This window comes from Burkholderia sp. 4NA327C6 (assembly GCF_005502655.1).
GTDB lineage: Bacteria > Pseudomonadota > Gammaproteobacteria > Burkholderiales > Burkholderiaceae > Burkholderia > Burkholderia contaminans.
Genome location: NZ_SCNZ01000050.1, coordinates 53,159 through 66,680, shown reverse-complemented (window position 1 = coordinate 66,680; position 13,522 = coordinate 53,159). Strand labels below are relative to the sequence as shown.

At 63.3% G+C, this 13,522-nt stretch carries 13 protein-coding genes; all 13 read left to right on the top strand.

Annotated elements, in window-relative coordinates:
• On the top strand, nucleotides 1-769 hold a 769-nt coding region (locus FFS49_RS42220; protein WP_171026879.1), incomplete at its 5' end, for a hypothetical protein.
• Nucleotides 770-785: 16 nt separating this feature from the next.
• Nucleotides 786-1,223 carry a hypothetical protein gene (locus FFS49_RS34445; protein WP_137951044.1) on the top strand — a complete coding sequence of 146 codons (438 nt, stop codon included), beginning with the start codon at nucleotides 786-788 and terminating at the stop codon, nucleotides 1,221-1,223.
• 218 nt (nucleotides 1,224-1,441) lie between these two features.
• On the top strand, nucleotides 1,442-1,738 hold the full coding sequence (locus FFS49_RS34440; RefSeq protein WP_137910218.1) for a hypothetical protein: 297 nt from the start codon (nucleotides 1,442-1,444) through the stop codon (nucleotides 1,736-1,738).
• A gap of 73 nt (nucleotides 1,739-1,811) precedes the next feature.
• Nucleotides 1,812-2,033: a CDI system lipoprotein BcpO gene (gene bcpO / locus FFS49_RS34435; protein ID WP_105815769.1), complete on the top strand. Its 222-nt coding sequence runs from the start codon at nucleotides 1,812-1,814 to the stop codon at nucleotides 2,031-2,033.
• 24 nt (nucleotides 2,034-2,057) lie between these two features.
• Nucleotides 2,058-3,794 carry a ShlB/FhaC/HecB family hemolysin secretion/activation protein gene (locus FFS49_RS34430; RefSeq protein WP_105815770.1) on the top strand — a complete coding sequence of 579 codons (1,737 nt, stop codon included), beginning with the start codon at nucleotides 2,058-2,060 and terminating at the stop codon, nucleotides 3,792-3,794.
• A gap of 272 nt (nucleotides 3,795-4,066) precedes the next feature.
• Nucleotides 4,067-4,366 carry a helix-turn-helix domain-containing protein gene (locus FFS49_RS34425; protein WP_039369710.1) on the top strand — a complete coding sequence of 100 codons (300 nt, stop codon included), beginning with the start codon at nucleotides 4,067-4,069 and terminating at the stop codon, nucleotides 4,364-4,366.
• A gap of 20 nt (nucleotides 4,367-4,386) precedes the next feature.
• Nucleotides 4,387-5,739, top strand: a complete 1,353-nt coding sequence (locus tag FFS49_RS34420; protein WP_105815771.1) for a pyridoxal-dependent decarboxylase — start codon at nucleotides 4,387-4,389, stop codon at nucleotides 5,737-5,739.
• Between the two features lie 111 nt (nucleotides 5,740-5,850).
• Nucleotides 5,851-5,991 (top strand): hypothetical protein, encoded by a 141-nt coding sequence (locus FFS49_RS42215; RefSeq protein ID WP_171026878.1) that lies wholly within the window; start codon nucleotides 5,851-5,853, stop codon nucleotides 5,989-5,991.
• Nucleotides 5,992-6,249: 258 nt separating this feature from the next.
• Nucleotides 6,250-6,717, top strand: coding sequence for a cupin domain-containing protein (locus FFS49_RS34415; RefSeq protein WP_039369713.1), 468 nt, complete (start codon nucleotides 6,250-6,252; stop codon nucleotides 6,715-6,717).
• A 328-nt stretch (nucleotides 6,718-7,045) separates the two neighbouring features.
• A complete protein-coding gene (locus FFS49_RS34410) occupies nucleotides 7,046-9,502 on the top strand; it encodes a GH92 family glycosyl hydrolase (protein ID WP_105815772.1) in 2,457 nt (818 codons plus the stop codon).
• Nucleotides 9,503-9,569: 67 nt separating this feature from the next.
• Complete coding sequence (locus FFS49_RS34405) at nucleotides 9,570-12,236, top strand: GH92 family glycosyl hydrolase (protein WP_105815773.1); 2,667 nt, start codon at nucleotides 9,570-9,572, stop codon at nucleotides 12,234-12,236.
• Nucleotides 12,237-12,456: 220 nt separating this feature from the next.
• The gene (locus FFS49_RS42210; protein WP_171026877.1) at nucleotides 12,457-12,597 is read left to right on the top strand and encodes a hypothetical protein; all 141 of its coding nucleotides are present in this window, start codon (nucleotides 12,457-12,459) and stop codon (nucleotides 12,595-12,597) included.
• A gap of 14 nt (nucleotides 12,598-12,611) precedes the next feature.
• Nucleotides 12,612-13,433 carry an SDR family oxidoreductase gene (locus tag FFS49_RS34400; RefSeq protein ID WP_105815774.1) on the top strand — a complete coding sequence of 274 codons (822 nt, stop codon included), beginning with the start codon at nucleotides 12,612-12,614 and terminating at the stop codon, nucleotides 13,431-13,433.
• Nucleotides 13,434-13,522: the final 89 nt, after the last annotated feature.

The following is a 13,522-nucleotide window of genomic DNA, read 5'->3' as shown; positions in this document are numbered from 1 at the left end:
GGCGGGAGCGTTCTCTGGGTATAACGTTGACCGGTTCAATCGGCAGTTGCATCCGGAAGAAAAGCAGGTCATCAAGGATTTAGCGAATGGCGACCCGACCAAACAACATAAATTGGAGGCCGCCGGATGTGCACTGGTTCGGTGTTCAGCCGAATATGCCGTAGGTACGTCGGAATACAACCAGTATGTGGCATTAGAGCAAGAGGGACGTGGTTATGTTGCTGAGCAAGCGCAATTGAAGAACTACGCGACTACTTTCCTCTCGGCTGGGTCGTATGGCGGCATGGTAAAGCAGCTGGCCTCGGGCAACTTGTTTCAATACAGTAGTCAAGATGCCCAAGCTGATTTCGCGACACTTCAATCGGGGCTGTCTGCAAGGCGAACCGGATCATTTGATTACTTATCTGTGCAAGGCTCAGCATTAGGTTTGGGCGGATCTCTTACAATAAACCTCCACAACGGGAACACATATCTTTCGGTTGGTGGTGCAGTGCCGGTAGTGCCTGGTATATCTCTTGCCACCGGGATGGTTGCATCAAACGCAGGGTTGCCTACAAGTCAGAGAGGGAACAATACTGATAACTTCCTCAGCGGCGCGTCGATTGGGGCTGGTGCATGTATGTTCGGCGTTTGCGCCGGAGTCAATCATGCAATTGGCGGCGATACTGCCTTTGAAATCGGTATTGGTGCTGGAGGTGTAACAAAAGTCCCTGGTGTGGGTGGTGCTTTAGGGGTTGGGTACGGGGGGCAAATAGGCAAGGTTCAATAATGGAAGGTGGCCGTTGATGAAGTTACTCAAAGCTTTGATTGTCGGTTTTTTGGTGCTGGGGGCGATGTATGTTTTTTTTGCTAAAGTTCTGGTTAATAGCCCTACGGATACCGCTGAAAAATACCGAAAAATGAAATCTGATATGGATTGGATTGTCGGGCGGGGTGGGAGGGCTGTCTTTTCCAAAGATAATGAACGAGGCAGCGCTGCGCTTATTATTAGGAGTATTGATGCTCGTTCAGTGGATGAGCGGCTGTTGAACGCTTACAGAGATGCGTTTATTTCACGAGGATGGAATGTTGTTGGCTCAAATGAAAAGGAAATATCGTTTTGTAAGGATGGAGGGCGCGCCGCGCTGAGTCTTGTCCCAGAATGGTTTCCTGAGAAGCAGATTGATATCTATGGCCTGTCAATGGAATATAATTCCGGAACAGTAATGAATTGCAGGCGATGAAGTCTTGGTGGTGACTATCTCATCGCTCGGCAGCGCCAGATTGATAGACGAAATTACCGAGATTGGTTTGTGCTTCTCCGTTGATCAAGGGAAAGCTGCGGTTAGGTGGTAACCATGCGGCCGTCAATTACATCTCTATCAGGCTATCTTGGCGCCATCTGCACAGAACCGAAGCGGGGTCAATTTGATTTCATTTAAATCATTGGGTGAGAATTGACATGGAAGATTTTCCGAAAGGATGGGAGGAAGTCGTTAAGTTCATGAGGACCAAATGGATTGATAACGACATAACGAGAGAGCTTTCTCGTCGCGTTTCCGATCCGGAAATTGCAGTTGTTATTTGGGGGTGTATGGAAGACGATTCACTTCCGTGGTTGGATTACAAGATGCCAGCGGCAGGGCGAAAAAAGCCGATCGATCTTCTGAAATCGGAGAAAGGAAGGGCGGAGATTCGATGGATACTAATATCCAATCCATGGTGGCCGGCGTTGGGAAAGCGAAGCGAACCTAATTGAACTGGTGCGTTCTATTGTTATGGTCGAAACATGCGACAGTCATTCTGTGCGGGCGCGCTCAGGAGCAAATTGAATGAGATTTAGGTCAGTATTGACGGTCCAGTCCTTCGCAATATTGGCGCTTCTTGCCGCTTGTGAGTCTGTGCCACCAGACGCACCTCCGCGTCCTCCACCAAAGCCTGAAATGGAACCCGTGTTGCCCTCTTGGTCGAGCACGATCTGGGTTATGGGCTTTTGGAAATGGAGCGGCACCGAATGGGTTTGGGTTCCGGGACACCTTGCACCTAAGCCATAAGATCGAACTAACAACACCACATCTATGACAATCCGTACCCCGGCCGTCCTGCTGTCGGCCGCATGGCTGATACCAATGGCAGTGTCGGCGCAAGAAGCTCCCCGTCTCATCATTCCGGGCAACGACCAGCAAACCCGACAGCAGGAAGAGGCACGAGAGCGTGAACGGGTAGTCTCCGCGCCCGGGGTGCGATCGGAAGTGGTGCGAAGTGCTGAGTATCCAACGCTGCCTTCTGAAACGCCTTGCTTTCGGATCGAGCGTTTCGTACTCGAAGTACCCGATGCGCTGCCTGCTTCCCTGAAATCGCAAGGCGCATCGGCATTGCCGATGGATCGCTTCGCATTCGCGCGTGAATGGATTGGGCACTACGCGGGTGAGTGCGTTGGCAAACAGGGTCTCGATTTGCTCGTCAAAGGCTTGTCGCAAGCGATCCTGGCGCGCGGTTATGTGACGACGCGCGTGCTGCTGCCCGAACAGGATCTGTCGACTGGCACCCTCAAGTTTTCACTGATCCCTGGCGTAATCCGCCATGTGCATTTTGCCGACGAGAAGCTCCGCGGCACGTGGAAAACCGCCTTTCCGACTCGCGACGGCGAACTACTGAATCTGCGCGACCTCGAACAAGGCCTCGAACAGATGAAGCGCGTGACGAGCCAGGACGTATCGATGCAGATCGTCCCAGCCGACGTTCCCGGCGAAAGCGACGTGGTGCTCGACGTAAAGCGCACTAAACCCTGGACGGTCGTCGCTTCGATCGACAACTCGGGCACGCGCGCGACGGGCCGCCTTCAGGGCAACTTGTCGCTCGGTATCGACAATCCCCTTGGCCTGAACGATATCTTCAACATTGGCGTGAGCCAGGATCTGGAATTCGGCGACAAGCGACTCGGCTCGCATGGCTGGAACGGCTTCTACTCGATCCCGTGGGGCTATTGGACCGCCACACTATCGGCGTACACCAACACGTACTACCAGCAAATCGCTGGCGTGAATCAGACGTTCATCGCGAGCGGCAATTCAAAGACAGTTGATTTCAAGCTGAACCGCGTGCTGTCGCGTAGCCAGAACGACGTGTTCGGTGCGCAGTTTCGCTTGTCGCGCCGGTTTGGGCAAAGCTTCATCGAGGATACGGAAATTCCGCAGCAGCGTCGCAACAACACGTTCGTCGAGTTCGGCCTGACCGATCGCCATTATTTCGGCAATGCACAGTTCGATGGGATGCTCGCTTACCGGCAGGGTATCGGCGCGTTCGGCGCGCAGGACGACAGCCTCGCGGCAGACGGCGGCCCGACCTACCGCTACAAGATGGCCGTGCTCGATGCGAATCTGTCGGTGCCGTTCGCAATCGCGCAGCAGCCGTTCCGCTACGTGACGACGTTCCACGGACAATACACGGGCGACACGCTGTATTACATCGACGACTTGACGATCGGCAGTCGTTACACCGTACGTGGATTCGACGGAGAGACGATGCTGGCCGCCTCCCGCGGCTTTTACTGGCGCAACGAACTGCAGGCGCCGATCGGCCAAACCGGGCTGGCGGTATATGCGGGCATCGACTACGGCCGCGTGTGGGGCCCGCAGCCGGTCACACTCGTCGGCACGCAACTGGCCGGCGCCGTGATCGGCGTGAAGGGCAGCGTCGCGACCCGATTGGGCGCCTACGGTTACGACCTGTTTGCCGGCACGCCGATCTACAAGCCATCGGGATTCCCGACGGCACGAGTGACAGTGGGTTTTCAGGTCACGGCTCAGTTCTGATGACGGAGTAAACGCGGATACCCGGCCCGCTATCGGTTGAGATGGCACTGGCCGGGATCGTCGCGATCCCGATCCGTGCCGTTGCTTGCTGCGGGTAATCTGCACGGCACTCGCGTATCGGCGCCCCAGCACTATCGTAGTCGCTGAAGCGTAAAGAAGTCACTTCTGCTTGGTGCGGGCATCGTTGCCGTCGTGAGAACCCCCGCCAAACCGATTGTACACATTTCGTCATTTAGCTAATATTCGAAACGTTAATCGAGCTCCGCACTCTCATGGACGACGTCACCCGCATCAGCGCACTGGCCAACGAAAGCCGCCTGGCCGTGATGCGCTGGCTCAAGCAGCCGCGCAAGCATTTCCCGCCGCAGCCGCACGGCGATTTCGACGAACTCGGCGTGTGCTGCACGTACATCACCGAGAAGCTCGGCATCGCGCCGGCCACGACCACGCGCCACATGCGCATCCTCGCGGATGCCGGGCTCGTGCAGGCGACCCGCGTCGGCAAGTTCACGTACTACAAGCGGATCGACGGCGCGCTGCAGCAGCTCGGCCGCGATCTTTTGCAACTCTGACTTTCACCGAGGCAACCGACATGGACGAACTTGCATTGCTGGCCGACGCCGACCGGCGCGCGCACGCGTATCTGGCCGCGACGAACGAGCGGCGCGCGTTTCCCGACGCGGCCGCATTAGCCGGCCTGGCGGCGTTCGACGAGCCGCTGCCCGATACCGGCCGCCCGGCCGACGACGTCCTGCGCCTGCTCGACGAGCGCGGCACGCCTGCGACCGTCGCGTCGAATGGCCCGAACTACTTCGGCTTCGTGATCGGCGCCACGCTGCCGGCCGCGGCTGCGGCCGAGCGGTTGATGCTCGCATGGGACCAGTGCGCGTCGTCGTATGTGAATTCACCGGTGGCCGCGACGATCGAGCGCCAGGCCGCGCGCTGGGTCGTCGACGTGCTCGGGTTGCCCGAAGGCAGCGCGGTCGGTTTCGGCACGAGCGCGACGGCCTGCACGCTCGTCGCGCTGGTGGCCGCGCGGCGCGCGCTGCTCGCGCGCAAGGGCTGGGACATCGACGCCGATGGCCTGATCGGCGCGCCCGAAGTGAAGGTCGTGATCTCCGAGCTGGCGCACATCACGGTGAAGAAGGCGCTGCGCGTGCTCGGTTTCGGGATGAAGCGCCTCATCGTCGCACCGGTCGACGTGCACGGCCGGATCGACCCGGCGCAGTTGCCGCCGCTCGACGACATGACGATCCTCTGCGTGCAGGCCGGCGAAGTGAACACAGGCGAGTTCGATCCGTTCGCAGCGCTGATTCCGCCCGCGAAGGCGGCCGGTGCGTGGGTGCACGTCGACGGCGCGTTCGGCCTGTGGGCCCGCGCATCGTCGAAGCGCGCGCTGACGGACGGCATCGACGGCGCGGACAGCTGGACCACCGACGGCCACAAGTGGCTCAACACGCCGTACGACGGCGCGATGGTGATCTGCCGCGACGCGGCCGCGCTCGCGACCGCGATGAACAGCGACGCCGTGTACCTGAGCGGCGCGCAGGACGCGCAGAAGAACCTGAACCTCGAGTTCTCGCGGCGTGCGCGCGGCATTCCCGTGTGGGCTGCATTGCGTTCGCTCGGCCGCGCTGGTGTGGCCACGATGGTCGAGCGGCATTGCGCGCAGGCGGCGCGCGTTGCGGACGGCCTGCGTGCTGCCGGCTACGACGTGCTGAACCGCGTCGTGCTGAACCAGGTGCTCGTGCGCGCCGGCACCGACGACGAAACGGCGGCGATCCTCGCGGCCGCGCAGGCGTCGGGCGACGTGTGGTTCGGCGCGACGGTGTGGCAGGGGCGGCCGGCGTTCCGGATCAGCGTGTCGTCGTGGCGCATCGAAGATGCGCACATCGATCGTCTCGTGGCCTTGCTGACGGAACTGCGCGGCGTGCACGTGCGCTGAGCCACAGCGGCAACGGCAACGGCAACGGCGCGCGGAGGCTCACTCACGCGCACCGCGTTCATCGCGAAGCCGCAGCCGGCGCGGATGATGCGGTTCGCGGCCGCGACCGGCATGCTCACTGCCGCAAACGGCGTCGTGTTGCTGTACTGGGGGCGGTTGCCGGGCGGCCCGACGGCGATCACGTCGTCCGGCGGCACGCCGTTCCAGATGAACGGTTTGTTCGAACTGTTCTCCGCGATGCTGCTGCCGTGAGGCGTGATGCGTGAGCGCCATGCGCTCGTCAAGGAATGGAGCCTGTTCGCCGTGCTCTGCGTGCTGGCGACGTTCGAAGCAGAGGTGAAGAGTGGGCAACGTGGCGGTGCGTCCCGATCACGACGTGCCACCTGTCGTTGTTCCGTCGAACCGTGCCCTTGCGCGCAGGAAAATATCGGACAATGGCAGGCACGCGCGCCATGCCGGCCCTGGGTGGCTCGCTCGATCGAAGCATGACGCCAACGAGAGAACTCCCCCATGTCGACCCATTCCCCCCGGGAACTGCTGAAGGCCGCCGATATCGCGAAGATGGAACCGACGCGCGCGGTGCATTCGCTGAATCCCAATGCCGTTCGCTTCAAGCGACAACTCAGCGACCTGACCGGCCTGACGCAATTCGGTGTCCACCTGCTCACGCTGATGCCCGGTCACGAATCGGCCGAGTATCACCGTCACCTGTACGAAGAAGAGTTCGTGTACGTGCTGTCCGGCACGGGCGCGGTCACGATCGGCGAGTGCACCGAGGCAATCGGACCCGGCGATTTCCTGGGCTTTCCGCGCGGCGGTGAGGCGCATACGGTGCAGAACACCGGCGATGCGCCGCTGGAGCTGCTCGTGGGCGGGCAGCGGCTCGAACACGACGTCTGCGAGTATCCGCGACTCGGCAAGCGGCTTTATGTCGCCGGTGAGCTCGAAGACTATGTCGATCTGCCGAAGCAGCCTTGATGGCCAATCGTGCATTCAGTACCCCCATTCCACATAAAAACCGAATCAATTGCATTTTGTTTAGATAAACAAAATAAAAATTCGTAAAAACACGGGGTAGAGAAAACGCGTTTATTTGGGCACGCTTGTGCCCATTATCGGGTCCTGGGCGCCGGTATTTCGACATGCCGGCGCGTCTTTTTCCAGGTGCGCGAATACGGAAATAAGTACACGCCCCCGGGACTTTCGACCGATCGGCCGGGCAAGCGGAATTCATCAAAAGCATCCTGACTAGAAGATCAGTAGTTCGAATCAACATCCTGATTCAAGAACGATACGGAGACAGGTGATGTCGAGGAACTGGGGGTGGAGAACGGCGCTGCTGGCGTTGTGCGTTGTCCTGGCTTCATGCGGTGGTGATGGCGATTCGCCGTCGGTGGCCGCGGCGAACATGTCGGCTGCCGCGCAACCGCAGGGCAATGAAAACGGCAACGAAAACAAAAACGACAACGACAACGGCAACGAAACGGCAAGGAAAAACGCCGACATTCGCGTCGCGCAATACGTCAATCCGCTGATCGGCACCGACTACGCGACCGACCAGCCGGCCGACCCGGTCGGCTCGGGTCTCGGCGGCGGCACGTTCCCGGGGCCGACGGTGCCGTTCGGGATGATGCAGTGGAGCCCGATGACACCGACCGCCCAATACGACAGCAGCAAGGGCGACGGCTCCGGTTTCTCCGGCGGCTACTGGTACGGCGACACGTCGATCAACGCATTCAGCATCCTGCACCTGAGCGGCACCGGCTGCTGGGCGAACGGCGGCTACCTGAACGTGATGCCGCAGCTCGCGCCTGGCGACGCCGGCGCGCCGGCCAGCTTCAGCCACGCGAACGAAACCGCGCAGGCCGGCTATTACGGCGTCACGCTCGGCAACGGCATCAAGGCCGAGCTGACGACGACGCTGCGCACCGGTTTTGCACGCTTCACCTATCCGGCACTCGCGCAGGGCCAGCAGGCGACCATCGCGATCGATCCGACCGTGCTGAACAACCGTGCGCAGGGCACGACGAGCGACACGATCAGCCAGGTCGGCGACCGCGCGTTGTCCGGCACGATCGCGGGCGGCGGATTCTGCTGGGCCGGGCATGCGGTGCCCGTCTACTACTACGCGGAATTCAGCCAGCCGTTCGCGGCGAAGCCGGCGCTGTCGAACAACAGCCCGGTGACCGTCACGTTCAATGTCGACCGCAAGCATCCCGACGTGATGATGAAGCTCGGCATCTCGTTCGTCAGCGAAGCGAATGCGAAGGCGAACCTGCGCGCGGAGAATCCGGAAACGGATGCGCAAGGCAGCCGGAACTGGCGTTTCGACAAGGTGCGGAGCGCCGCGAGCGCCGCGTGGAATGCGCGCCTGAACGCGATCCAGGTTACGGGCGGCAGCGACGCCGACAAGACGAAGTTCTACACCGCGCTGTATCACGCGTCGCTGCACCCGAACGTGTTCAACGACGTGAACGGCCAGTACCCGGATTTCTACGCGTCGAGCGGCGCAGCGGCCGCCCCGACACGCCAGGTCGAGAAAGGCCGCACGATGTACGCGAATTCCTCCGGCTGGGACATCGACCGTTCGTTCATCCAGTTGCAGGCGCTGCTCGACCCGGTGCGGACCAGCGACATCGTGCAGTCGCTCGTGCTCGATGCGAAGGCGTGCGGCGCGTTCCCGCGCTGGGCGTACTTCAATACCGAGACGGCCGTGATGCCGGGCGACGCGGGCTCGATCATCGTCGCGAACGCGCATGCGTTCGGCGCGACGAACTTCGATACGCAGGCCGCGCTGTCGATCATGAAGAACAGCACCGCGCCGGGCGCCGCGTGCGCCGGCACGCCGGTGATGGGCAGCCGCGCGGATTACGACCGGCTCGGCTACGTGCCGTCGTCGGGCTCGGGCGACAACCAGACCGCCTCGAACACGCTCGAATACGCGGTGCGCGATTTCGCGGTGTCGCGCTTCGCGACGGCGCTCGGCGATACGGCGACGGCCGGCACGCTGCTGAAGTCGAGCGGCAACTGGCAAAACCTGTTCGACCACGGCGCGATCCAGCCGAAGACGTCGGCCGGCGCATGGGTCACCGACGGCACGGGCTTCATGGAAGGCAATTCCGAGCAATACACGTGGTACGTGCCGCACGATCTCGCCGGCGTGGTCGCGCAGGCCGGCGGCGCCGCGCCGGTCGTCAAGCGGCTCGACACGTTCTTCACGCACCTGAACATCGGCACGGTGCAGCCGTACTTCTACGTCGGCAACGAAGTGACGATGGTCGTGCCGTGGGTCTATGCGTGGGCCGGTGCGCCGTCGCATACGCAGCGCGTGCTGCATGCGTCGCTCGCGAACGAGTTCGGCACCGGCGCGGCCGGGCTGCCGGGCAACGACGATCTCGGGGCGATCTCGGGCTGGTACGTGTGGGCCGCGCTCGGTCTCTATCCGGTCGTGCCGGGCGTGAGCGGCGTCGCACTGTCGAGCCCGCAGTTCGAGAAGATCACGGTGCGCGTCGGGCAGAAGGACGGCAGCTACCGCCTGCTGCACATCGTCGCGCCGGGTGCCGGCTCGGGCGACAGCGCGTCGTTCTACGTGAAGTCGCTGAAGCTGAACGGCTCACCGTACGCGGCCGCCTGGCTGCCGTTCGAGCAGATCGCGAAGGGCGGGAAGTTGTCGTATTCGATGACGGCCGACGCGAGCGCCGCGACCTGGGGCACCGACGCATCGGCCATGCCGTCGTTCCCGCAGGCGGCCAGCGCGCCGTAACAGACCAGAAGATCAACGAGCGGTTCTTGCCAGCAGGATCGACGCAGAGAGAGGGAGGGACGAACGGATGAAGCTACGTCATGTGGTGGGTATCGGGTGCCTTGCCGTGCTGTCGGGGTGCGGGGGCGATCAGGGTTCGACGGATGCGAGCGTGCTCGCACAGATGTCGAACGCGCAGGGCAGCCAGAACGATCAAGGCAACCAGAACGACCAGGGTGATCGGAACGATCAAGGCGAAAACGGCGGTGCAACCAAACGGTCTGTGCTGCACAGCGTCGACCCGATGATCGGCACTGCGAATCTCGACATCAACGCGGACTGGAGCAGCGGCGTGCGCGGCCACGGCCACGTGTACCCGGGCGCGACCGTGCCGTTCGGGATGGTGCAGCTCGGGCCGGACACGACCGGCGGTGCGCACACGCTGCCGTGGAACTGGGATCGCACGTCGGGCTACCAGTACGACGATCCGTTCATCACCGGCTTTACGCATACGCACCTGTCGGGCACCGGCATCGGCTCGGGCGGCGAAGTGCGATTTCTGCCGACGCTGGCGCCGGTCGACACCGCGACGCTGGCGAAGGTCGCCGCCGATGCATCGATCACCTACAACGCATCGTTCAGCCACGACGACGAAACCGCGAGCCCCGGTTATTACCGCGTGAAGATGGCGCCGGTCGGCAGCGGCAACACGCCGTGGAACGTGCAAGGCGCGACGATCCTCGCGGAGATGACGGCCACCACGCATGCGGGCGTGCATCGCTACACGTATTTCCCGAGCGCGGCCGCGCAGAAGCGCAGCATGATCGTCAGCATCGACAACCCGATCGGCGGCTCGACCGCGAGCGGCAAGATCCAGGTCGTCGATGCGCAGACGATCGCCGGCTGGGAGATCACGAACAACTGGGCGAACAACAGGCCGACGTATTTCGTCGCGCGTTTCTCGAAGCCGTTCGACACGAAGCGCGTCGCGTTCAGTGCGGACGGCTTCAAGGCCTACCTGACGTTCGCCGATGGCCACGACAGCCGCGGCGCGGTCACGGTGAAGGTCGGCATCTCGCCGTCGAGCATCGCGGATGCGCAGGCCAATCTCGCATCGGAAGTCGGCACGAAGTCGTTCGAACAGGTGCGCGGTACGGCCGAGCGCGTGTGGAGCGCCGCGCTCGACCGGATCCGGATCAAGGGCGGCAGCGCCGACCAGCGGACGATGTTCTACACGTCGCTGTATCGCACGATGCTTGCGCCGACCGTCTACAACAATGCGGACGGCAGCTACGTCGGCACCGATTCGACCAACGACGGCACGACGTCGCCGCCGGCCACGAGCAAGCATGCGAATCCGGGCTTCGACTATTCGTCGACGTTCTCGCTGTGGGACACCTTCCGCGCCGAGTCGCCGTTGATGACGCTGGTTCAGCCCGAGCGCGTCGACGGCTGGGTGAAGTCGCTGCTCACGCAGTTCAGGCAGAACGGCAAGGGCGAGCTGCCGGTGTGGCCGCTCGCGCAGACGGAAACCTTCACGATGGCCGGCCACCCGTCGATCCCGCTGATCGCCGATGCGTACCTGAAGCACCTGACGAGCGCGGGCATCGACGACATCTGGACCGCGCTGACGACCACGCAGAGCGCGAGCGCGCACGGCTTCGACCAGTACCGTCAGAGCGGCTACGTGTACGCCGGCGACAACGCATCGGTGTCGACGACGCAGGATTATTCGTTCGACGACTGGGCGACGGCGGCAGTCGGCAAGGCGGCGGGCAAGAGCACGGCCGACTACGGGCCCTACCTGCAGCGCAGCCAGAATTACCGCAACGTATTCAACCCGGTGCCGAACAACGGCTGGAAGTTTGCGCAGCCGAAGGATTCGCAGGGCAACTGGGTGGCGGGCTTCGATCCGACGGCGGCGGAGAAGACGGACTTCTCCGAATCGAATTCGTGGGTCGATACGTGGAACATCTTCCACGACTTCCCGGGCCTCGTCGCGTTGCTCGGCGGCAAGAGCCAGTTCATCGCGCAGCTCGATCGCACGTTCGATCCGGCGAACCCGCTGACCTTCCTCTACAACCAGGGCTTTCCGGACCTGACCGGCCGCAGCGGCCAGTTCTTCGCCGGCAACGAGCCGGCGAACCACCTGCCGTACCTGTACGACGTCGCGGGCATGCCGTCGAAGACGCAGGATCGCGTGCGCACGGTGATGGACGACATGTACTCGTTGACGCTGACGGCCGGCGATCGCGCGCTGTTGAGCGGCGACAGCCTGAAGGCCGTGCTGGCCGACCCGCGCCGCGTGCGCGATTCGGCGATTCCCGGCAATGACGATTGCGGGCAGCTGTCCGCGTGGTACGTGCTGTCCGCGCTCGGCATCTATTCGCTGAACCCGGTGGGCGGCGTGTTCTACCTCGGCACGCCGCTGTTCGAGGAAGCGACGATTGACATTCCGGTTGCGTCGGCAGGCGGGGACGGAAAGGGCCTGAAGTTCGGCGCGACGCGGCGCTTCAGGGTGACCGCGCATACGGCCGGCGGCGGCGCGCCGTCATCGGTGAATCGTTACGTCCAGTCGGTCAGCCTGAACGGCACGCCGCTGCATCGGCCGTACATCACGTACGACGAGATGAAGGCCGGCGGCACGCTCGACTTCGTGATGGGCGCGACGCCGAACGACGCATGGGTCAGCACCTGGAACGGGCAGGATCCGAACAGCGCGCTCGCGCCGTCGCTGGCGCTGGCCGGCAAGTAGCGGCCGCAAGCGGCCCGTGTGACGCGGGCCGCTTCTCCTTCCCTTCATGTGACGGTGCGGGCCGCGGCCGCGAGGCAGGAAGCGGCCTGCTCCGGGAATCCGTCTTCGGGCCGCGCGGCGGGGATGCCATGCGCCGACGTGGTGGCTGCTTCGGCGGCCACCACGTAACACGCGGCCGCGACGGCAGGCGACGGCCTCCGTTCAGGCCGGCAATGCGCTCATGCTGCTCCGGCTCGGCATCGAACGAATCTGGCGCCTGACGGCCGACCGCTTCGGCCGGACCGATTCAATCCCGATGGTGGCCACCGTCACGTTCGTGTCATGGGGCGTCGTCGCGCTTATGATGCGGGAACGCCACTGACAGGGTTCCCCGATATGGATGCGCCGCTCCCGCCGATGTCTGCCCCGATTTCCGAAACGGAACCTGAAACCGAAACCGTCGCCGAGCCGCGCGCGTCGCGGCTGCATCGGCCGGTCGCGCTCGTCACCGGTTCGACGTCCGGGATCGGCGCGGCGATCGCGCGCCGTCTCGCGGCGGACGGCTACGCGGTGATCCTGCATTCGCGCAGCTCGGCCGACGTGGGGCGCGCGATGGCGCGCGAACTCGGCGCGGCCTATGTGCAGGCCGACCTCGCCGACGACGCCGAACGCGTGCGGCTGATCCGCGAAGCGGTTGCCGTGCACGGGCGGCTCGACGTGCTCGTCAACAACGCGGGCGTCAGCCGCGTGATTCCGCACGACGACCTCGCTGCGGCGACGCCCGACGTGTGGCGCGAGATGCACGAGATCAACGTGATCGCACCGTTCCGGCTCGTCGCCGAGGCGGAGGCTGCGTTGCGCGAGGCGGCGTCGCACGGGCGGGCCGGCTGCGTGGTGAACGTCAGCTCGCATGCGGGCGTGCGGCCGAAGGGCGCGTCGATTCCGTATGCGGCGGCGAAGGCGGCGCTCAATCACACGACGCGGCTGCTCGCGAAAACGCTCGCGCCGGCGATCCGCGTCAATGCGGTTGCGCCGGGGCTCGTCGATACGCCGCTCACGGCCGACTGGACCGACGCGCAGCAGCTCTGGCGCGAGCGCGCGCCGATGCGCCGTGCGGCGACGCCGGACGACATCGCGCAGACGGTCGCGATGCTCGTCGCGTCCGATTACGTGACGGGCGAGATCGTGATGCTCGACGGGGGAATGAACCTGACGTGAAGCGTAGAAGCAGTGAAGCAGTGAAGCAGCCGCGCATGCGCGCACAGGCATCACGCGTGCGATCGCCGCGACCGCTTCGTCGCTGGCGT